The organism is Micrococcus sp. ACRRV (genome assembly GCF_022346985.1).
Taxonomy (GTDB): domain Bacteria; phylum Actinomycetota; class Actinomycetes; order Actinomycetales; family Micrococcaceae; genus Micrococcus; species Micrococcus porci.
In genome coordinates this window covers 1-18,982 of record NZ_JAKRNH010000008.1, presented here as the reverse complement: position 1 = coordinate 18,982, position 18,982 = coordinate 1, and the positions used below count along the sequence as shown (strand labels likewise).

The 18,982-nt window shown below is 75.0% G+C and carries 17 protein-coding genes and 1 pseudogene; 12 read left to right on the top strand and 6 right to left on the bottom strand.

The annotated features are described in order from the left end of the window. Nucleotides 1-64: 64 nt before the first annotated feature. On the bottom strand, nt 65-577 hold the full coding sequence (locus MHY29_RS01800) for a DUF3093 domain-containing protein (protein WP_224354721.1): 513 nt from the start codon (nt 575-577) through the stop codon (nt 65-67). 45 nt (nt 578-622) lie between these two features. On the opposite strand from MHY29_RS01800, the gene dut reads away from it, so the two are divergent. From dut to MHY29_RS01780, 4 genes are read left to right on the top strand one after another with little or no spacing between them, the layout of a single operon-like run. Further along, complete coding sequence (gene dut / locus MHY29_RS01795; RefSeq protein WP_224354722.1) at nt 623-1,114, top strand: dUTP diphosphatase; 492 nt, start codon at nt 623-625, stop codon at nt 1,112-1,114. Further along, nucleotides 1,111-1,890: a DUF3710 domain-containing protein gene (locus MHY29_RS01790; RefSeq protein ID WP_224354723.1), complete on the top strand. Its 780-nt coding sequence runs from the start codon at nt 1,111-1,113 to the stop codon at nt 1,888-1,890. The genes dut and MHY29_RS01790 overlap by 4 nt, the downstream gene beginning before the upstream one ends. 10 nt (nt 1,891-1,900) lie before the next feature. Then, nucleotides 1,901-2,218, top strand: a complete 318-nt coding sequence (locus tag MHY29_RS01785; protein WP_224354724.1) for a hypothetical protein — start codon at nt 1,901-1,903, stop codon at nt 2,216-2,218. After that, on the top strand, nt 2,215-2,931 hold the full coding sequence (locus tag MHY29_RS01780) for a DUF3159 domain-containing protein (RefSeq protein WP_224354725.1): 717 nt from the start codon (nt 2,215-2,217) through the stop codon (nt 2,929-2,931). Before MHY29_RS01785 ends, MHY29_RS01780 begins: the two co-directional genes overlap by 4 nt. Here MHY29_RS01780 and MHY29_RS01775 read toward each other — a convergent pair. Beyond that, complete coding sequence (locus tag MHY29_RS01775) at nt 2,928-3,584, bottom strand: TrkA family potassium uptake protein (protein ID WP_239238052.1); 657 nt, start codon at nt 3,582-3,584, stop codon at nt 2,928-2,930. The genes MHY29_RS01780 and MHY29_RS01775 overlap by 4 nt on opposite strands. Further along, a complete protein-coding gene (locus MHY29_RS01770) occupies nt 3,581-4,285 on the bottom strand; it encodes a TrkA family potassium uptake protein (protein WP_370643422.1) in 705 nt (234 codons plus the stop codon). The genes MHY29_RS01775 and MHY29_RS01770 overlap by 4 nt, the downstream gene beginning before the upstream one ends. Before the next feature lie 85 nt (nt 4,286-4,370). Between MHY29_RS01770 and MHY29_RS01765 the strand changes: the two genes are divergently transcribed. From MHY29_RS01765 to MHY29_RS01735, 7 genes are all read left to right on the top strand, one after another. Further along, on the top strand, nt 4,371-6,386 hold the full coding sequence (locus MHY29_RS01765; RefSeq protein ID WP_224354728.1) for an APC family permease: 2,016 nt from the start codon (nt 4,371-4,373) through the stop codon (nt 6,384-6,386). Nucleotides 6,387-6,464: 78 nt separating this feature from the next. Further along, the gene (locus MHY29_RS01760) at nt 6,465-7,925 is read left to right on the top strand and encodes a class I SAM-dependent RNA methyltransferase (RefSeq protein ID WP_224354729.1); all 1,461 of its coding nucleotides are present in this window, start codon (nt 6,465-6,467) and stop codon (nt 7,923-7,925) included. A gap of 213 nt (nt 7,926-8,138) precedes the next feature. Then, nucleotides 8,139-10,841, top strand: coding sequence for an aconitate hydratase AcnA (acnA, locus tag MHY29_RS01755; protein ID WP_224354731.1), 2,703 nt, complete (start codon nt 8,139-8,141; stop codon nt 10,839-10,841). Between the two features lie 148 nt (nt 10,842-10,989). Beyond that, a complete protein-coding gene (dxs, locus tag MHY29_RS01750) occupies nt 10,990-13,056 on the top strand; it encodes a 1-deoxy-D-xylulose-5-phosphate synthase (RefSeq protein ID WP_224354732.1) in 2,067 nt (688 codons plus the stop codon). After that, the gene (locus MHY29_RS01745) at nt 13,053-13,610 is read left to right on the top strand and encodes a hypothetical protein (RefSeq protein ID WP_239238050.1); all 558 of its coding nucleotides are present in this window, start codon (nt 13,053-13,055) and stop codon (nt 13,608-13,610) included. Before dxs ends, MHY29_RS01745 begins: the two co-directional genes overlap by 4 nt. A 2-nt stretch (nt 13,611-13,612) precedes the next feature. Next, nucleotides 13,613-14,587, top strand: coding sequence for an aldo/keto reductase (locus tag MHY29_RS01740; RefSeq protein ID WP_224354735.1), 975 nt, complete (start codon nt 13,613-13,615; stop codon nt 14,585-14,587). Between the two features lie 16 nt (nt 14,588-14,603). Then, a complete protein-coding gene (locus MHY29_RS01735; RefSeq protein ID WP_224354737.1) occupies nt 14,604-14,963 on the top strand; it encodes a PLD nuclease N-terminal domain-containing protein in 360 nt (119 codons plus the stop codon). Between the two features lie 44 nt (nt 14,964-15,007). On the opposite strand, the gene MHY29_RS01730 is transcribed toward MHY29_RS01735, so the two are convergent. Further along, complete coding sequence (locus tag MHY29_RS01730) at nt 15,008-15,520, bottom strand: Rieske (2Fe-2S) protein (protein ID WP_224354738.1); 513 nt, start codon at nt 15,518-15,520, stop codon at nt 15,008-15,010. Between the two features lie 96 nt (nt 15,521-15,616). Between MHY29_RS01730 and MHY29_RS01725 the strand changes: the two genes are divergently transcribed. Then, nucleotides 15,617-16,318, top strand: a complete 702-nt coding sequence (locus MHY29_RS01725; protein ID WP_224354740.1) for a hypothetical protein — start codon at nt 15,617-15,619, stop codon at nt 16,316-16,318. 97 nt (nt 16,319-16,415) lie between these two features. On the opposite strand, the gene MHY29_RS01720 is transcribed toward MHY29_RS01725, so the two are convergent. Both MHY29_RS01720 and MHY29_RS01715 read right to left on the bottom strand, forming a co-directional pair. Then, nucleotides 16,416-18,560, bottom strand: coding sequence for a 3-hydroxyacyl-CoA dehydrogenase NAD-binding domain-containing protein (locus MHY29_RS01720; protein WP_239238049.1), 2,145 nt, complete (start codon nt 18,558-18,560; stop codon nt 16,416-16,418). Between the two features lie 110 nt (nt 18,561-18,670). Then, nucleotides 18,671-18,982, bottom strand: a pseudogene (locus tag MHY29_RS01715) (ribonuclease D); the annotation flags it as partial.

Below are 18,982 nucleotides of genomic sequence, written 5' to 3'. Positions count from 1 at the left end.
CCCCGACCCTCCAGGAGAGGGTCGGGGGCGTCGTCGTGTGCGGCGGTCCGGGGAGGAGCGGCGCTCAGCCCTCCCCGGCCATGCGCCCGCCGAGGGCGGCCACCAGGTCCTCCGGGTGACGGGTGCTGGCGAGCCAGTAGGGGGTGGCGTCCCGCTCGTCCTCGATCTGGATGCGGACCACAGGCGAGATCCAGCCGCGCACGCACACGTACGCCAGGCCGTGCAGCAGGGGGCCGCGCTGTGCCCGGGCGGCCTCGCCGCGGTGCCCGGTGACGGCGCCGAGGTGACGGCGCTCGATCTGCGCGCGGCCCACCTGGAGGGTGCGCTCGCGCACCACGATCCGCGGCGTGGAGGCCAGGAGGACGACGGCCTCGACGACGAAGAACACCGCGGCCGCCAGGAAGCCGGCCCAGAGGGCCACCGGGGCGAGCACGAAGATGCACAGTCCGGCGAGCAGCAGGGCCACGAGCCACACGCCCACGGACGGGCTCAGCCGCTCCTCGTACTGCACCGGGTCGGCGCTCGCGGCGACGGTGCGGGGGGCGTGGTGGTCGGGGGTCGCGGAGGCGTCCTGCATGTCCTCCAGCTTCCCACATCCGTCCGGGCGGTAGAGTCGGGCCTCGTGAACGGACCCCGCGAGATCGACGTCCCCCTGCGCGCCCTGGACCCGCAGCTGCCGCCGCCGGAGTACGCCCGGCCCGACGACGCCGGGGCGGACCTGCGCGCCGCGGAGGACGTCACGCTGGCCCCCGGCGAGCGCGCCCTGGTGCCCACCGGCGTCGCGCTGGCCATCCCCGCCGGGTTCGCCGGCTTCGTCCACCCCCGCTCCGGGCTGGCCGTGCGCCACGGCCTGAGCGTGGTGAACGCCCCCGGGACCATCGACGCCGGCTACCGCGGCGAGATCAAGGTCCCGCTCATCAACCTCGATCCGACCGAGCCCGTCGTGCTGCGCCGCGGCGATCGGATCGCCCAGCTGGTGGTGCAGCCCGTGGTGCAGGCCCGCTTCATGGCCGTGGACCGGCTCGCGGACTCCGAGCGCGGCGAGGCCGGGTTCGGCTCCACGGGCGGGTTCACCCCGGCCGCCCACGACGACGCCCCCGGGAGGACGGCATGATCTTCGGACGCAACCGCAACGTGCGCCACGAGCAGGTGGCCGTGCCCGAGCAGCTCAAGGACGAGCGTGACCGGCTGGTCGAGGCCCGCCCCGCCCCGGCCGCCGAGGGAGACCGCGGCCCCTTCGACGTCGAGGCGGCCCCGTCCGGTCGGCCCTCCGTCGACCTGGGAGCGCTGCGCGTTCCCGCCGTCCAGGGCATGCAGCTCCGCCTGGACGTCGAGGACGCCACCCAGCGGATCGTCGCGGTCACCGTGACCCTGGAGCGCTCCGCCCTGCAGATCCAGGCGTTCTCCGCGCCCCGCGCCGCGGGTGTCTGGGACGACCTGCGCGCGGAGATCAAGGAGGCGCTGGTGGGCACCCCCGGGGCCCAGGTGCAGGAGCAGTCGGGCGGGTTCGGCCCGGAGGTGCTGACGCGCATCCCCGCCACCCTGCCCGACGGCTCCCCGGGCTGGAACGTCGCCCGCTTCGTGGGGGTCGACGGACCCCGCTGGTTCGTGCGCGGCGTGTTCCACGGCGAGGCCGCGTACCTCCCGGACGCCGCCCGCGCCCTCGAGGACGTCTTCGCCGGCGTCGTCGTGGTCCGGGGTGACGCGCCGCTGCCCCCGCGCGAGCTGCTCCCGCTGCGCCCGCCGGCCGACGCCCAGCCCGTGCGGCGGCGTCCGCGCCCGCATGCGGGCGGCGAGCCCGACGTCCACGCCCGCCGGCCCGACGACGCGCCGGAGACCGGCGCCGAGACCCTCCCCGAGCGCGGCCCGGAGATCACGGAGATCCGGTGAGGCGCGCCCGATGAGCCCCCGCAGGACGCCCGCCCCCGCGGGGGAGCGCCCGGCCGGGGAGCGGGTGGGCGTCGTGGTCGCAGTGACGTTCCCTGGGGCCGACGACGCCACCGTCTTCCGCGCCGCCCTGGCCGATGACCTGCCCGCGCCGGGCCGGCCTGAGCCGCAGGAGGTCCTGCACCTCGTGTGGCACGGTCGCCACCGGGTGGCCGGGGTCATGCCCGGCGCCTGGATGCGGGTCCTCGGGCACCCGGTGGCCGTGGCCGGCGAGCCGACCCTGTTCAACCCCGAGTTCCACCTGATCGACGACGAAGGCGGCCCCGCATGAGCGCCCACCCCCGGCCGGACCACGGCCCCGACGCCGCACCCTCCGCCGCGGAGGGGCTGCAGGCGCTCGGCGCGCGGACCCGCGTGGACGAGGACGGCCGGATCGACGCGCTGGCCACCGTCGGCGGCGTCCGGGGCATCGTCGAGGCGTCCCTGCCCACCCTCGTGTTCCTCGTCGTCTTCCTGCTCGCCGGCCAGGTCTGGACCGCCGGCGCGGCCGCCCTCGGCGTCGCCGCGGTCATGACCGCGGCGCGTCTCGCCCAGCGCCAGTCCGCCGCCCAGGCGCTCGCCGGGCTCCTTGTCGTCGGCGTGTCCGTGGTGCTGGCCCTGACGCGCGGCGAGGCGCGGGACTTCTACCTGTGGGGCTTCGTCACGAACATCGCCTACGGGCTGGCCCTGCCCCTGTCCGCCGCGTTGGGCTGGCCGCTGGCTGGCCTGCTGTTCGGGATGGTGCGCGGCGAGGGTCTGCACTGGCGTGCGGACCCCGCCCGCCGCAGGGCCTACGGGATCGCCACGCTGATCGTGGCCGCCGTGTCATGGCTCCGCCTGGCCGTGCAGGCACCGCTCTACCTGGCGGACGCGGCCACGGCCCTGGGCGTCGCCCGCGTGGTCATGGGACTGCCCCTCTACGCGCTCGGGCTCTGGCTCGCCTGGTCGGTGAGCACGCCCCGTCCCGGCGCCCCGCCGCTCCGGCGGGACCCCGCCGCGGGCTAGCCCACCAGGAGGCGGCGCAGGGCGCCCTCGGCCTCCGCGTCGGCCAGGAAGAACAGCTCGTCGGACTCCTCGAGGACCTCGTCCGGCGTCGACGAGCGCGGAGCGCCGTCGCGGACGATCGCCACCAGGGGGGCCGCCGCGGGCCAGGACACGGTGCCGACGCGGCGTCCGCGCAGCCAGTGGCCGCTCGGGATCCGGAACTCCGTCAGGGCGGCGCCCCCGGCCTCCAGGCGCAGCAGGCGCACGAGGTCGCCCGACTCGACGGCCTCCTCCACGAGCGCCGTCATGATGGACGGCGTGGACACGGCGACGTCCACGCCCCAGGACTCGTCGAACAGCCAGTCGTTCAAGGGGTTGTTCACCCGCGCCACCGTGCGCCCCACGCCGAACTCGCTGCGGGCGAGCAGGGAGGCCACCAGGTTCGCGCGGTCGTCACCCGTGGCGGCCACCAGCACGTCCGCGCCGAGCGCCCCCGCCCGGCGCAGCACGCCGAGGTCCGTGGCGTCCCCGAGGACGGTGCGGGCCCCGGCCAGGTCGGAGCGGGCGGCGGCGTCCGCACGCGACTCCACGACGGACACCTCGTGCCCATGCGCGTGCAGCTCCCTGGCGATCGACGACCCCACCGCTCCGGCTCCCGCGATCACGACCCTCATGCGTCCTCCTCCTGGTCCTCGTCCTCGCCCGCCCGCACGTCGCCGGCCTCGCCCTGCAGGGCCGCCTCCACGCGGTCACGACGGGCGGCGGGGTACGCCACGTGGAGCACGTCGCCCTCCTGGAGCACGCCGTCCGGGGAGGGCAGCACGCCCTCGCCGTAGCGGGTCAGGTAGGCGATCCGCGCGCCGACGGCGGCCTCCACGGCGTGCAGGGGACTGCCCCACCACGAGCGGTGGGGCATGTAGTCCCCCATGGCCAGCCGCCCGGAGGCGTCCCGGCGGGACAGCTCGGCGGTGCCGGCCGGGAGCAGCCGGTGCAGGACCTGGTCCGCGGTCCACTCGACGGAGGCGACCGTGGGGATGCCCAGGCGCTGGAACACCCGGGCCCGCTGGGCGTCGTAGATCCGCGCGACGACGTGCTGCACACCGAAGGTCTCCCGCGCCACGCGGGCGGCGATGACGTTGGTGGTGTCCTCCGTCGTCACGGCGGCCAGACCCTGCGCCTGTTCGATGCCGGCCCGCCGCAGCGCGTCGCGGTCGAAGCCGATGCCGGCGACGACCGTCCCGCCGAAGTCCGGGCCGAGGCCGGCGGTCAGCTCCGGAGAGCGCTCGATCACCGCCACGGAGTGGCCGGCGGTGTCCAGCGCCCCGGCCAAGCGGGTGCCGACGCGCCCGGCGCCGACGATCACGTAGTGCGCCACGGCGCTCCCTTCCACGGCGCGTCGGGTGCGCCGTCGTCCGCCCCATCCTCCCATCCGCGCGCCCCCCGGGCGGTACCGTGGAGCGGTGAGCACGCCCCCCTCGACCCTGCGCCGCCTGCTGCTCGGCCGTCCGGTGGCCTCGGGCGCCCGGCCCGCGCCCCGCCGGGGGCGCTGGCTCGCCCTGCCGGCCACCGCGTCCAACGCCCTGTCCTCGCTGGCCTACGCGCCGGACGAGGTCATCCTGACCCTCGTCGCCTCGGGGACCGGGGCGCTCGCGCTGGGGCCGCTGGTGGGGTGGGCCGTCGTCGCCGTGATGGTGCTGATCGTGCTGGCGTTCCGCGCGGCCGTGGTGGCCGTGCCCCGGGGCGGCATCTACCGCATGGCCCGCACCAAGCTCGGTCCGCGCTCCGGCGTGGTGGCCGCCGCGGCGCTCCTGCTCGACTTCGTCTTCACCGCCGCCGTGTCGGTCGCCGCGTTCGCCCACCACGCGTCGGCCCTCGTGCCCGCCCTGCGCGGCCACGTCGGGATCGTCTCGGCGGTCGCCCTGGTCCTGGTGCTGGTCTCCGCACTGCGCGGCGAGCGCGGCAGCGGGGCGCTCGTCACGGTCCTCGTGGCCGCGTTCGTGGGGCTGCTGGGCACCCTCGTGGCGGTGGGCCTGTGGCAGTCGGGCCAGGGGACGCTCGCTGCCGCGCCGAGCGCGGGGCTGCACGTCGACGGCGCCGGACTCGGCCCCGTGGGGGACGCCGCGACGGCCCTCCTGGCCCTGCGGGCGTTCAGCGCCGGGTCCGTGCTGCTCTCGGGCGTGGAGGTCCCCCTCTCGGCGACGGACCGCATGGCACGGCCCGCGGTCCGCACGGCCCGGTGGGTGCTCACCGTGCTGGCCGTCGTCGTGGGCACGCTCACCGTGGGCGTCATGCATCTGGCCCAGCGCACGGGCGTGGTCGTGGCCCTGCACCCGGACCGGCTGCGCACCGCGGACGGGGCGCCGTTGGCCCCGGACACGGCCCCGGCACCGGTGGTGGCGCAGCTCGCCGAGACGGTCTTCGGCGCGGGCTCGCCGGGCGCGGTCGCCACGGTCGCGGTGACCAGCCTGCTGTTGCTCGTGGCCGCCCGCGGCGCGTTCCGCTCCTTCCCGACGCTGACCGCCCGGCTGGCGGAGGACGGCTGGCTGCCGCGCCAGCTGCGCGTGCGGGGCGACCGCATGGTTCACACCGGCGGCACCTTGGCCCTGGCGACGGCGACGCTCCTGCTCCTCGTCCTGTTCCGGGGGCGCACCGCGCTCCTGGTGCAGCTCTACGTCATCGGCGTCCTGCTCGCCTTCGCGCTCGCGCTCGTCGGGATGCTCCGGCTGTGGCGGCTCAAGCTCGCCCACACCCCGGGCGCCCGGGCGCGTGCCTCCGTGCGGGTGAAGCTCGTGGTCACCGCGGTGGGCCTCGGGGCGACCGCGCTGGCCGGCGTCGTGGTGCTCGTGACCCGCTTCGCGCAGGGCGCCTGGGTGGCGCTCCTGGCGATCGGGGTGAGCGCCGTGGTCATGGGCCGGATCCGCCGCCACTACCGGGCGGTGGAGGCCGAGCTCGCCCCCGACCCCCAGGACGACGCGCGGGCCCTGCCCTCGCGGGTGCACGCGGTCGTGGTCGTGAGCACCCTGAACCGGCCCGCCCTGCGGGCCCTGGCCTACGCGCGGGCGACGCGGCCGGCCACGCTGGAGGCCGTCGTCGTGGACGCGGACCGGCGGCAGACCGAGCGCGTGGTGGAGGACTTCGCCCGCGCGGGACTGCCCGTGCCGCTCACGGTGATCGCCGCCCCCTACCGGGACACGGTGGTGCCGCTGGTGCGCCACGTGCGGGGCCGGCGGCTGCGGTCGCCGCGTGACCTGACCATGGTCTTCATCCCCGAGCACGTGGTCCGCGGGGGATGGCGGCGGCTGCTGCACAACCGCACGGCCTCGCGCCAGAAGGCCCGCCTCCAGCGTGAGGCCGGCGTGATGGTGGGCTCGGTGCCGTGGCAGATCCGGGAGGGTGACCCGCACCGGCCCGTCGAGGGCGGGATCGTGGCCTGCGCCGCACCCGGGGACGTCCCCGAAGGCGTGGAGTCGTCCTGACGTGGGCCGGATAGACTGGATCCGGCCGACGCCCGGGCGCAATGCCTGAGGCGCGCCGAGATGCGAGAGGGAGTCAGGATGACCGCCATGGACACCAGCACGGAGGTCGTCGCGCCGGGCGGCGTGATCGAGGTCGAGGCCGGCGCGATGGCCCACGGCGGCCACTGCGTGGCGCGCCATGAGGGGCGCGTCGTGTTCGTGCGGCACGCCATCCCCGGCGAGATCGTCCGGGTCGCCCTGACCGAGGCCGAGCCGGGCGCCCGCTTCTGGCGCGGGGACGTCGTCGAGGTGGTCCGCCCCTCCGAGTTCCGCCGGATCCACCAGTGGAAGCTCGCGGACTCCCTCCGCGCGCACGCCTCCGGGCGCCTGCCCGTCGGCGGAGCCGAGTACGGCCACATCGTGGTGCACCACCAGCGCCGTCTCAAGGCCCAGGTCTTCCGGGACACCGTGGCCCGCATCGCCGGTGTCACGATCGAGCCGGAGGCCCTCCATGCGGGCCACGAGGACGAGCCCACCGGCCAGCACTGGCGCACCCGCACGGCGTTCGCGGTGACGCCGCAGGGTCGGATCGCCATGCACGCCCATCGCTCGGCCGTGCTGCTGCCCGTGCGGAACATGCCGCTGGGCGTCCACGCCCTGGACGCGCTGGCCCTGTGGGACTGGGACTTCACGGGCGCGGCCCGCGTGGACGTCGCCACCCCCGCGGACGGCACCCAGCCGCTGGTGCTGGCCACCCCGACCCCGCAGACCCTCGCGGACGAGGCCCGCCTGGGCAAGCTGCGCACCCGCATCCGCCAGGCCGCCAACGCGTGCCCCGTGGACGTCTCCACCGGCTTCGCGGTCCCGGGTCCCAAGAAGTTCTCGCCCACGGGCATCCAGCGCATCACCGGACGCACCTGGGTGCACGAGACCGTGTCCTCCGAGCGCGGCGGCGAGCGGACGTTCCGCGTCACCGGCGACGGCTTCTGGCAGGTCCACCAGCACGCGCCCGCCACTCTGGTGGACGCCGTGCTCGAGGACGTGGACCCGCAGCCGGGGGAGGTCATCGCGGATCTGTACGCGGGAGCCGGCCTCTTCAGTGCCTTCCTCTCCGACGCGGTCGGCGAGGAGGGCCGCGTGTACTCGGTGGAGGCCTCCCGGCAGGCCTCCAAGGACGCCCGCCGCAACCTGCTGTCCCTGCCCCAGGCGGGCGTGCTCAACGGTCCGACGGACAAGGTCCTCGGCTCGTGGATCAAGGAGCCGGAGCGGACCACCCGCGACGGCGGCCTGGACGGCGACCGTCTCGACGCGGTCGTCCTGGACCCGCCGCGCGCCGGCGCCGGCCGCCGCGCGATCGAGCGCATCCTGGCCCTGGCCCCGGGGCGCATCTGCTACGTCTCCTGCGACCCGGCCTCCTTCGCCCGCGACCTCGCCTGGCTCCGCGAGGGCGGCTACGAGGTGGAGCGCGCCCGGGTGTTCGACCTCTACCCGGACACCCACCACCTGGAGTCGGTGACCCTGCTGCGCCCTGCGGGCGAGGTCGAGCAGACGACCCTCTGAGGGAGGGAGCCCCCGGGGCGCGCCGCGGCCGGGCGCGCCACGGAGGACGCAAAGCGGCGTCGCCGTCCGCCTCGGGGGTAGGCTGGGGGAGCGCGGCCCTGTGTGACCGAGCTGACATCCGATCCCCGCGGGACGGATGTGGGCGAGGTGCGGAGGCCGACCCCCGTCGGACCAGCGCCCGGACATCCCGGGCGGGAATGAGGAGTCCCTCAGATGACCACTGTCGACAGCTTCGGCTCCAAGGGCGTCCTGGACGTCAACGGCTCCGAGTACGAGATCTTCCGCCTGAACGCGGTCGAGGGCGCCCAGAAGCTGCCCTACGCCCTGAAGGTGCTGCTGGAGAACCTGCTCCGCACCGAGGACGGCGCGAACGTCACCGCCGAGCAGATCAAGGCCCTCGCCTCGTGGGACCCCACCGCGGAGCCGGACACGGAGATCCAGTTCACGCCGGCGCGCGTGATCATGCAGGACTTCACCGGCGTGCCCTGCATCGTGGACCTCGCCACCATGCGTGAGGCCATCGCGGACCTGGGCGGCGACCCCTCCCGCGTGAACCCGCTGTCCCCGGCCGAGCTGGTCATCGACCACTCCGTGCAGATCGACTCCTTCGGCAACGACGCCGCCGTCGAGCGCAACATGGACATCGAGTACCAGCGCAACGGCGAGCGCTACAAGTTCCTGCGCTGGGGCCAGACCGCCTTCGACGACTTCAAGGTCGTCCCCCCGGGCATGGGCATCGTCCACCAGGTGAACATCGAGAACCTGGCCCGCGCCGTCATGGTCCGCGACGTCGACGGCGTCAAGCGCGCCTACCCGGACTCCTGCGTCGGCACCGACTCCCACACCACCATGGTCAACGGCCTGGGCGTGCTGGGCTGGGGCGTGGGCGGCATCGAGGCCGAGGCCGCGATGCTCGGCCAGCCCGTGTCCATGCTGATCCCGCGCGTCGTGGGCTTCAAGCTGACCGGCCAGATCCCGGCGGGCGCCACCGCCACCGACGTGGTGCTGACCATCACGGAGCAGCTGCGCGAGCACGGCGTCGTCGGCAAGTTCGTGGAGTTCTACGGCGAGGGCGTCGGCGCGGTGCCGCTGGCCAACCGCGCCACCATCGGCAACATGTCCCCGGAGTTCGGCTCCACCGCCGCCATGTTCCCGATCGACGACGTCACCCTGGACTACCTGCGCCTGACCGGCCGCTCCGAGGAGCAGGTCGCCCTCGTGGAGGCCTACACCAAGGAGCAGGGCCTCTGGCATGACCCGTCCGCCGAGGTGCAGTACTCCGAGTACCTCGAGCTGGACCTGTCCACCGTGGTGCCCTCCATCTCCGGTCCGAAGCGTCCCCAGGACCGCATCGTGCTGTCCGACTCGAAGGATCAGTTCCGCAAGGACCTGCACAACTACGCCACCCAGGACGAGGCCGGCGAGGGCCGCCCGTCCAAGCTGGTGGACGTGCACATGGAGGACGGCCGCGAGTTCCAGCTGGACCACGGCGCCGTGTCGATCGCCTCGATCACCTCGTGCACCAACACCTCCAACCCGTCCGTGATGATGGCCGCCGGCGTGCTCGCCCGCAACGCCGTCGCCAAGGGCCTCACCGCCAAGCCGTGGGTGAAGACCTCCGTGGCCCCGGGCTCGCGCGTCGTCACCGACTACTACGAGAAGTCCGGCCTCAACGCCTCGCTGGACGCCCTCGGCTTCAACGTCGTGGGCTACGGCTGCACCACCTGCATCGGCAACTCCGGTCCGCTGGAGTCCGAGATCTCTGAGGCCATCCAGGAGAACGACCTGTCCGTGACCGCGGTGCTCTCCGGCAACCGCAACTTCGAGGGCCGCATCAACCCGGACGTGAAGATGAACTACCTGGCGTCCCCGCCCCTGGTGGTCGCCTACGCCCTGGCCGGAACCATGGACTGCGACTTCGAGAACGAGGCCCTGGGCACGGACCAGGACGGCAACGACGTCTTCCTGAAGGACATCTGGCCGGACCCGGCCGAGGTCCAGCGGATCATCGACGAGTCCATCGACACGGAGATGTTCACCTCCCAGTACGGCACCATCTTCGACGGCGACGAGCGCTGGCAGTCCCTGGAGACCCCCACCGGCAAGACCTTCGAGTGGGACGAGGCCTCCACCTACGTCCGCAAGCCCCCGTACTTCGAGGGCATGCCGGCGCAGCCGGAGCCGGTCCAGGACATCGCGGGCGCCCGCGTGCTCCTGAAGCTGGGCGACTCCGTCACCACGGACCACATCTCCCCGGCGGGCTCCTTCAAGTCCGACACCCCGGCCGGCCAGTACCTGCTGGCCAACGGCGTCGAGCGCAAGGACTTCAACTCCTACGGCTCCCGCCGCGGCAACCACGAGGTGATGATCCGCGGCACGTTCGCCAACATCCGCATCAAGAACCAGCTGCTGGACGGCGTCGAGGGCGGCTTCACCCGCGACTTCACCCAGGACGGCGCCCCCCAGGCGTACGTCTACGACGCGGCCCAGAACTACGCCGCCGCGGGCACCCCGCTGGTCGTGCTGGGCGGCAAGGAGTACGGCACCGGCTCGTCCCGCGACTGGGCCGCCAAGGGCACCGCGCTCCTGGGCGTCAAGGCTGTCATCACCGAGTCCTTCGAGCGCATCCACCGCTCGAACCTCATCGGCATGGGCGTGCTGCCGCTGCAGTTCCCCGCCGGCGAGTCCGCCGACTCCCTGGGCCTGACGGGCACGGAGACCTTCGCGATCTCCGGCATCGCCGAGCTCAACGAGGGCCGCACCCCGAAGACCGTGAAGGTCACCGCCACCGCCGAGGACGGCAAGGTCACCGAGTTCGACGCCGTCGTGCGCATCGACACCCCCGGTGAGGCCGACTACTACCGCAACGGCGGCATCCTGCAGTACGTCCTGCGCCAGATCGCGGCCAAGGCCTGATCCGCGCGCGGACCCGGGCGGGCGCCCCGTGCGTCCGCCCGGCCCCCGACGCCGGCCCGCACCCTCCTCGCGAGGGTGCGGGCCGGCGTCGTCTCCCGGGTCCGCCGTCCCCCCTCCGCGGGCCCCGGGCGAGTACCCTGGGACGACCATGTCTGACACCTCCCGTGCCCCCCTCGGCGCCCCGCTGCTCCCCGGGATCCACTCCCCGGAGGACCTCGCGCTCCTGAGCGACGCCCAGCTGCGCGCCCTCGCCGCGGAGATCCGCGCCTTCCTCATCCAGCACGTCTCCCAGACGGGCGGCCACCTGGGCCCGAACCTCGGGGTCGTGGAGCTGACCCTCGCGATCCACCGGGTGTTCGACTCACCGCGGGACGCGGTGGTGTTCGACACCGGGCACCAGTCCTACGTGCACAAGCTCCTGACCGGCCGCCAGGACTTCTCCCGCCTGCGCCAGCAGGGCGGGCTCTCCGGATACGGGGACCGCGCCGAGTCCGAGCACGACGTCGTGGAGTCGTCCCACGCCTCGTCCTCGCTGTCCTGGGCGGACGGGATCAGCCGGGCCTGGAAGCAGACGGGCCAGGGGGACCGCACCGTCGTCGCGGTGATCGGCGACGGCGCCCTCACCGGCGGCATGGCCTGGGAGGCCGTCAACAACATTGCGGCGGACCGGGATCGCCGTGTGGTGATCGTGGTCAACGACAACGGCCGCTCCTACGCGCCCACCGTCGGCGGCATCGCCGACCACTTGGGCGGCCTGCGCCGCGGGGTGCTGGACAAGGTGCGCATGCACCACCGGTACGAGCAGACCCTGGACTACCTCAAGCGCCGCCTGCAGGAGGCCGGCACCGCGGGGGAGATGGTGTACCGGCCCCTCCACGCCGCCAAGAAGGGCCTCAAGGACCTCTGGGCGCCCCAGGGGCTGTTCGAGGACCTGGGCATGAAGTACATCGGCCCCGTGGACGGCCACGACGAGCACGCCCTCGAGGAGGCCCTCGAGGACGCCAAGGCCTACGGCGGCCCGGTGATCGTGCACGCGATGACGGAGAAGGGCCACGGGTACGGCCCGGCCACGTCCCACGAGGACGACATGTTCCACGCGATCGGGCGGATCGACCCGGAGACGGGCCGGCCGATCTCCTCGCCCACGGCACAGTCCTGGACCTCGGTGTTCGGGGAGGAGATCCTGGACATCGCGCGGGAGCGGCCGGACGTCGTCGCCATCACCGCGGCCATGCAGAACCCGGTGGGCCTGGGGCCGATGGCCGCGGAGTTCCCCGACCGGGTGTTCGACGTCGGCATCGCCGAGCAGCACGCGGTCACCTCCGCCGCGGGCATGGCCTTCGGCGGCCTGCACCCGGTCGTCGCGGTCTATGCGACGTTCCTCAACCGCGCGTTCGACCAGGTGCTCATGGACGTGGGCCTGCACCGGGCCGGGGTCACCTTCGTCCTGGACCGCGCCGGCGTGACCGGTCCCGACGGGCCGAGCCACCACGGCATGTGGGACCTCGCGCTGCTGCAGTCCGTGCCGGGGCTGCGCATCGCCGCCCCGCGCGACGCCGACACCCTCCGGGAGGAGCTGCGCGAGGCCGTCGCCGTCGACGACGCCCCCACCGTGCTCCGCTTCGCCAAGGGCTCCGTGGGGGAGCCCGTGCGCGCCCTGGAGCGGCTGTCCGACGGCACGGATGTGCTGGCCCGCCTCGGCGCGCCCACCGGGGCGGACGGCGCCGAGCGCGACGTGCTGATCGTCGCCGTCGGCTCCTTCGCCGAGCTCGGCCTGGACGTGGCACGGCGCCTCGGCCAGCACGGGATCACCGCGACGGTCGTGGACCCCCGCTGGGTGCTGCCCGTGGCGCGGTCCGTGATCGAGCTGGCCGGTCGCCACCGGATCGTCGTGTGCCTCGAGGACGGCGTGCGTGCCGGCGGCGTCGGCTCCCGGATCCGCCAGGAGATGCGCGCCGCCGGCGTGGACACCGCGCTGAACGAGGTCGGCCTGCCGGTGGAGTTCCTGGCGCACGCCACACGGGACCAGGTGCTCGAGCGCGTGGGCCTGACCGCCCAGCGCATCACCCAGGACACGGTCGCCCAGGTCCTGGGCGCCAAGGTGCCCTACGCCCGCGCCCTGCCCCGGGACGCGGAGCACCCCGAGGCGTCGGCCCACCCGGCCGGCGCCCCCACGACGTCGGCCCAGGCCGCCCGACCAGAGGAGCAGGCATGAGCATCTCCCGGCTGTACCGCGACCGCACCGAGGAGGACGGCCGCCGTTCCTTTGAGTACCGGGAGGCCTGGATCGACCCCTCCGGCGAGCTGTTCACGGTCCACCACGGCCGCGTCGGCCACCCGGGGACGGTCGGCGACCAGCCGCTGACCTCGGAGGCCGAGGGCACCGAGCTGATGGACGCGTTCCTCGCCCAGGGCGAGGCGGACGGGTTCGCCCCCGCGGACGAGGACGCCTTTGACGTCCTCGAGGTGGCCTACCGTCTGCGCGGGCGGGCGATCACGGAGATCGAGCGCCGCCACGGCCGGACCCTCCGCGAGGAGGTCACCCACCAGCTGGCCTGGCGCGGCCTCGGCGAGGTGACCGACGTCGTCGACGGCGACGGCGAGCTCGTCCTGGTGGTGCGCACCCCGCACGCCCCGAAGGCCGCCGCCGAGGTGCCCGCCGCCGCCAAGCGCGCCCACGGCATCCAGCCGAACAAGGTGGAGGTCCGCCGCGTCGACGCGCCCCGGACCCCGGCCGGGGCCGCCCCGGACGCCGACGGGGAGGGCTGAGCGTGCGCACCGTCCGCCTGGGCCGCTCCGGCCTGACCGTCTCCGTGGTCGGCCTCGGCTGCAACAACCTCGGCCGCCCCGGGACCGCCACCATGGAGCAGGAGGGCACCGACGCCGTCGTGCACGCCGCGCTCGACGCGGGGATCACGCTCTTCGACGTCGCGGACGTCTACGGCGCCCGCCCCGGCCTCTCCGAGGAGCGTCTCGGCCGCGCCCTGGGATCGCGCCGCGACGAGGTCGTCCTCGCCACGAAGTTCGGCATGGACATGGGGGGCGCGGCCGGCGCTGACGGCGGCGCGCGCGGCTCCCGCCGGTACATCGTGCGCGCGGTGGAGGACTCGCTGCGCCGGCTGGGCACGGACTGGATCGACCTGTACCAGTTCCACACCCCCGATCCGGCGACGCCGATCGAGGAGACCCTGCGCGCCCTGGACGACCTCGTCCGCTCCGGCAAGGTCCGCTACATCGGCCATTCGAACCGCACAGGCTGGCAGATCGCCCAGGCCGAGCACGCGGCTCGGGAGATCGGCGTCGAGCGGTTCGTCTCGGCGCAGAACCACTACAACCTGCTGGACCGCCGCGCCGAGCTCGAGGTGCTGCCCGCCTCCGCCGAGTACGGGCTCGGCGTCCTGCCCTACTTCCCGCTGGCCAACGGCCTGCTCACCGGCAAGTACTCCGACGGGACGGCCCCCGCGGGTTCGCGCCTGTCCCACGTGCGGCAGCACATGGTGGAGGAGGCCGACCGGGGCCAGCTGGCCGCGTTCGGCGCGTTCGCCCGGGAGCGGGGGATCACCGAGGTCCAGGCCGCCATCGGGTGGCTCGCCGCCCAGCGACCGGTCGCCTCGGTGATCGCCGGGGCCACCCGGCCCGGGCAGATCGCCGAGAACGCCCGCGCCGCCGACTGGGAGGCCACCCCCGCGGACCTCGCCGAGCTCGACGCGCTCTTCCCCGCCCCGCCCCCCGTGGCCCTGTTCTGACGGCGGAGGCACGTTGATGGAGCCGTGGCTGGGCTGGACCCTGTCCGCCGTCGTCGGGACGATCTGGGTCGCCGGGCTGGTGTCCCTCCTGCGCGGTCCGCTGGACGAGCGCCGTCGTCTGCCGTGGGCGCTGGCCATGGTGGTCCTGCCCGTGATCGGCGCCGGCGCCTGGTTCTGGTGGCGGCACCGCCACTACCCGGCGCGCAAGGCGGCGGAGCCGGGCTGGGACCCGAATCGGCGGGACCCGGTGGTCCTGCCCCCGGCCCGGTCCGGGCGGGCGGCCCCCACCGCCATCGGCCGGCCCGACCCGTGGGCCGGGCACGCCCCGCACCCGGACCGGCTGCCCACCCGGCGCTACGGCGCGCCGGAGGACTGAGGGCGCGGCCGTGGACCCGGCCTCGTGGGCCGCGGGGATCCGCGTCAGAGCTTGACGACGATCCGATCGCCCTCGATGGCGGCCTGGTAGTCGGTCAGGGGCGCCTTGGCGGGGCCGCCGAAGGGCTCGCCCGTGGCGACGTCGAAGTTGGATCCGTGGCACGGGCACGCGTAGGCGGTGCCCTCGGGGCGGTCGACCACCTGGACCAGGCAGCCCTGGTGGGTGCAGACGTTGGAGAACGCGGTGACGGTGGACTCGTCCGCGCGGTGGAGCAGCAGGGTGCGGCCCTGGACCTGCACGGACGTCGTGCCGCCCACGGGGAGCTCGGCCAGGGCCATGGCGTCCGTGGTCTCGGAGCCCACGTGGTGGTCTCCGGCGGCCGCCTCGTCCTTGAGCTGCTGGGTGCAGCCGGACAGGACCACGGAGCCCGCGCCGGCGAGGGCGACGAGCGAGCCGGCGCCGAGGACGGAGCGGCGGGAGGAGCCGGCGGGCTCGGCGGAGCAGCCGGAGCAGCACGGCGAGGCGGAGGTGTGCGGGGCGGGATCCTGCGAGGTCATCCCTCCAGTATGGCACCGCGGCCTGCCCGCCGATGGCAGGATCGGGGGTGACGACCGCCCCGACCGGGGCCGCCCGCCGAGCCGAAGGAGTCCGCCGTGTCCGCCCGCTACGACCTCACCCCGTTCGAGACCTGGGAGGCGGTCGCCCTGGACGGGGTGCACGCCGGATTCCTGCACCGCCGCCTCGCCGACGGGATCCTGACCACGCGCATGGCGTTCCAGCCCACCGGAGCCCAGCGCCGGGAGCGCGCCGACCTGCCGCAGCGCTACCTCGCACAGGCCCGCGTGAGGTTCTCCGCGGACGGATCCACCTGGGAGGTCTGCGACTTCGAGGACTCCCTCACCACGCAGAACGTGCGGATCGCGCGGGAGCGGGCCGGGCTGGGCGCGGAGGTCGTGCCGTCCTGGGCCGAGCACCTGCTGATCACCGCACAGCGCACCCCCGAGCACGACGGCGCCCCCTACCTCCGCCTCGAGGAGTCCTCCCCGCTGCAGGGTCCGGTCCGCATGCCCCCGGCGGTGCTGCGCATCGGCGCCCGCGAGGCTGTGCCGGCGGCGGGGCCCGCCGGCTCGGAGGCGGGGCAGGCGCGGCCCGAGGGGCTGCGGGTGGAGGTGGTCTCCGAGGGGCACGTCCTCGCGGTGCACTGGCTGGGCGAGCCCGCCACGGAGGGGCGCCGCCCGCTGGTCGCCTCCGACTGGGGCGGCGGGACGGTCTCGGTGCCGGTCGCCACGGCGGCGGAGGCCCTGGAGGGGCTGCCGGCGGACCTGCACACCTTCGCCCAGCTGCCCACGGACTGACCCCGGCCGGGCACGACGCCGGCCCCCGCAGAGCGCTCCGCGGGGGCCGGCGTCGTGTGGGGCGCCCGTCCGGGACGGGCGGTCCCGGGCGGGGAGGTCAGGCCTGGTGGAAGCGGGCGCCGCGCACGCGCTCGGAGGCCCCGCAGTCGTCCAGGTACGGGGTGATGCCGCCCAGGTGCAGGGGCCAGCCGGCGCCGAGGATCATGCACAGGTCCACGTCGTCGGGGGCGGCGACGACGCCCTCGTCCAGGAGCAGGCCGATCTCCTCGGCCAGTGCGTCCTCCACGCGGACGCGCAGCTCGTCGGCGGTCTGCGGGGTGTCGCCCTGCTCGATCAGCGCGGCGGTGTCGGCGGGGATGGTCTCGCCGGTGGCGCCGCCGGCCTCCTCGGGGGACTTGACGTCCTTGGCCCAGATCGCGGTCTTCTTCGCCTCGATCAGGCGCTGGAGGTTCTCGGAGACCGGGAACCGCTCGGCCCCGAACGCGGCCTGCAGCGACTCGGAGACATGCTGCGCGACAGGCAGGCCGACCATGGCCGCCAGGGTGAACGGGGTCATCGGGAACGCGAGCGGGTCCAGGGCGTGGTCCGCGGTGTGCGCGTCGGTGCCCTGGTCGAAGGAGTTCTGGATCTCGCCCATCATGCGCAGCAGGACGCGGTTGACCACGAACGCGGCGGCGTCGTTGACCAGGACGGCGGTCTTGCGCAGACGGCGGGCCAGCTCGAACGCGGTGGCCACCGCGGCGTCCGTCGTCTCTGCCACGCGCACGATCTCCACGAGCGGCATCTGGGCCACGGGGTTGAAGAAGTGGAAGCCGACCAGGCGCTCGGGGTGCTCCAGGACCTCCGCCATGCCGGCCACGGACAGGGACGACGTGTTGGTGGCGAGGACCGCGGTGGGGGAGACGACCTGCTCGAGCTGGCGGAACACGGTCCGCTTGACCTCGAGCTCCTCGAACACGGCCTCGATCACGAACTCGGCCTCGGCGTGCGCGGAGACGTCCGTGGCGCCGGTGATCAGGCCCGCGACGGCCTCGGCGTCCTCGGCCTTCATGCGGCCCTTGGTCACGGAGCGCTCCAGCTGGGAGCGGACGTAGGCCAGGCCGCGGTCCACGCGCTCCTGGTCCAGGTCCGTCATGACGACGGGCACGCGGAGGGCGGTGGCGAACAGCAGGGCGAGCTGGCCGGCCATCAGGCCGGCCCCGACCACGCCGACGCGGTGCACGGTGTGCGCCTGCTCGACGCCGGGGTCCCCGGCAGGTCGCTTGGCGCGGCCCTGGACGAGCCCCAGGAACGCGTACACGGTGCGGCGGAACTCGGCGGAGCCGATCAGGTCGGCGAGGGCGTCGGCCTCCGCCTCGGCGGACTCGGCGCGGGTGCGCGTGCGGGCGCCGGCGAAGAGCTCCTCGAGGTGGCGGCGGGCCGGCAGGTCACGGCCGGGGCGGGCGGACTGCGCGGCGCCGAAGGCCTGCAGGGCGCGGTCCCAGGCGGCGTCGGAGACGTCCGCGGTGCGCTGCACGGTCCGGCCGGCGACGGCGTCCGCGGCCGCGGTGAGCCCGGCGGCCAGGAGGTCGCCCTCGGCGAGGGAGTCCATCAGGCCCAGGCGCACAGCGTCGGCGGCGCCGATCATGCGCCCGTTGTCGAGGGGATTGGTGAGCAGCAGGGCGACGGCGGCCTCGGGGCCGACCAGGTGGGGCGCGCGCCAGACGCCGGACCAGCCGGGGATCAGGCCCAGGCGGACCTCCGGGAGGCCGAGGGCCTTCACCTCGGGGGCGATCACGCGGCGGTCGCAGGCCAGGGCCAGCTCGAGCCCGCCGCCGAGGGCGGTGCCGTTGACGAGGGCGACGGTGGGGACGGGGAACGCGTCGATGCGGTCGTAGACGGCGTGGCCCAGGCGGCCCAGCGCTCGGCCCGTCTCGGCGTCGGCCGGCAGGGAGGCCACCAGGGCCAGGTCCGCCCCGGCCGCGAACACGCCCTCGACCCCCGTGATGCCGAGGGCCTGGATCTCGCCGGCGGAGGCGCGAGCGGCCTGCTCGTCCACCGCGCGGGCCAGCTCCAGCAGCGACGCCGGGCCCAGCGTGGCGGGGCGGCGTGGGCCCTGGCCGTTGTCCAGTGTGATGAGGGCGAGGGTGCCGGCGCCGTCAGGCAGCGCATGGTCGGTGGCCGTCGCGCGCGTGAGGATCTCGTCCGGGGCGATGGTGCTCAGGTGCTCGAACTGGTCGAGGGGGGCCGGGGTGTGGCTCATGGTGCTCCTCTGTCGGAGGCGGGTGGTCTGTGATGCTGCTCTCACCATACCGGCGACCGCGCGTACCCGCTACCGCCCGTCCCGGCTTCCGTTCCGTGCCCCGCCGCGGGTCAGCGGTCTCGGGCGGGGTCCGGGTCCAGCAGGGCGACGGTGATGATCGCCGAGGTCTGCTCCACCTGCCAGGGCCGGGCACCGCGCTCGGCGAGGGCGGCGGCCACGGTCTCGGGCGTGATGGTCTCGGGCGGCGTCCAGCAGACCCGGCGCAGGGTGTCCGGGGTGAGCAGGTTCTCCGGGGGCATGCCCAGGGCCTCCGCGGCGCGCGCGATCCGGGGCTTGGCGGTGGTCAGCCGGCGGTCCGCGAGGGGGTCGCGGTCCCGCCACGCGCGGGGCGGCGGCGGGGCGTCGGAGCCGGGGCCGTGCCG

Excerpts from the sequence above, each read along its gene's own strand:
- MHY29_RS01800 (WP_224354721.1), bottom strand. The coding sequence starts at position 577 with ATGCAGGACGCCTCCGCGACCCCCGACCACCACGCCCCCCGCACCGTC.
- MHY29_RS01790 (WP_224354723.1), top strand. The coding sequence starts at position 1,111 with ATGATCTTCGGACGCAACCGCAACGTGCGCCACGAGCAGGTGGCCGTG.
- MHY29_RS01785 (WP_224354724.1), top strand. The coding sequence starts at position 1,901 with ATGAGCCCCCGCAGGACGCCCGCCCCCGCGGGGGAGCGCCCGGCCGGG.
- MHY29_RS01780 (WP_224354725.1), top strand. The coding sequence starts at position 2,215 with ATGAGCGCCCACCCCCGGCCGGACCACGGCCCCGACGCCGCACCCTCC.
- MHY29_RS01775 (WP_239238052.1), bottom strand. The coding sequence starts at position 3,584 with ATGAGGGTCGTGATCGCGGGAGCCGGAGCGGTGGGGTCGTCGATCGCC.
- MHY29_RS01760 (WP_224354729.1), top strand. The coding sequence starts at position 6,465 with ATGACCGCCATGGACACCAGCACGGAGGTCGTCGCGCCGGGCGGCGTG.
- acnA (WP_224354731.1), top strand. The coding sequence starts at position 8,139 with ATGACCACTGTCGACAGCTTCGGCTCCAAGGGCGTCCTGGACGTCAAC.
- dxs (WP_224354732.1), top strand. The coding sequence starts at position 10,990 with ATGTCTGACACCTCCCGTGCCCCCCTCGGCGCCCCGCTGCTCCCCGGG.
- MHY29_RS01745 (WP_239238050.1), top strand. The coding sequence starts at position 13,053 with ATGAGCATCTCCCGGCTGTACCGCGACCGCACCGAGGAGGACGGCCGC.
- MHY29_RS01735 (WP_224354737.1), top strand. The coding sequence starts at position 14,604 with ATGGAGCCGTGGCTGGGCTGGACCCTGTCCGCCGTCGTCGGGACGATC.
- MHY29_RS01730 (WP_224354738.1), bottom strand. The coding sequence starts at position 15,520 with ATGACCTCGCAGGATCCCGCCCCGCACACCTCCGCCTCGCCGTGCTGC.
- MHY29_RS01720 (WP_239238049.1), bottom strand. The coding sequence starts at position 18,560 with ATGAGCCACACCCCGGCCCCCCTCGACCAGTTCGAGCACCTGAGCACC.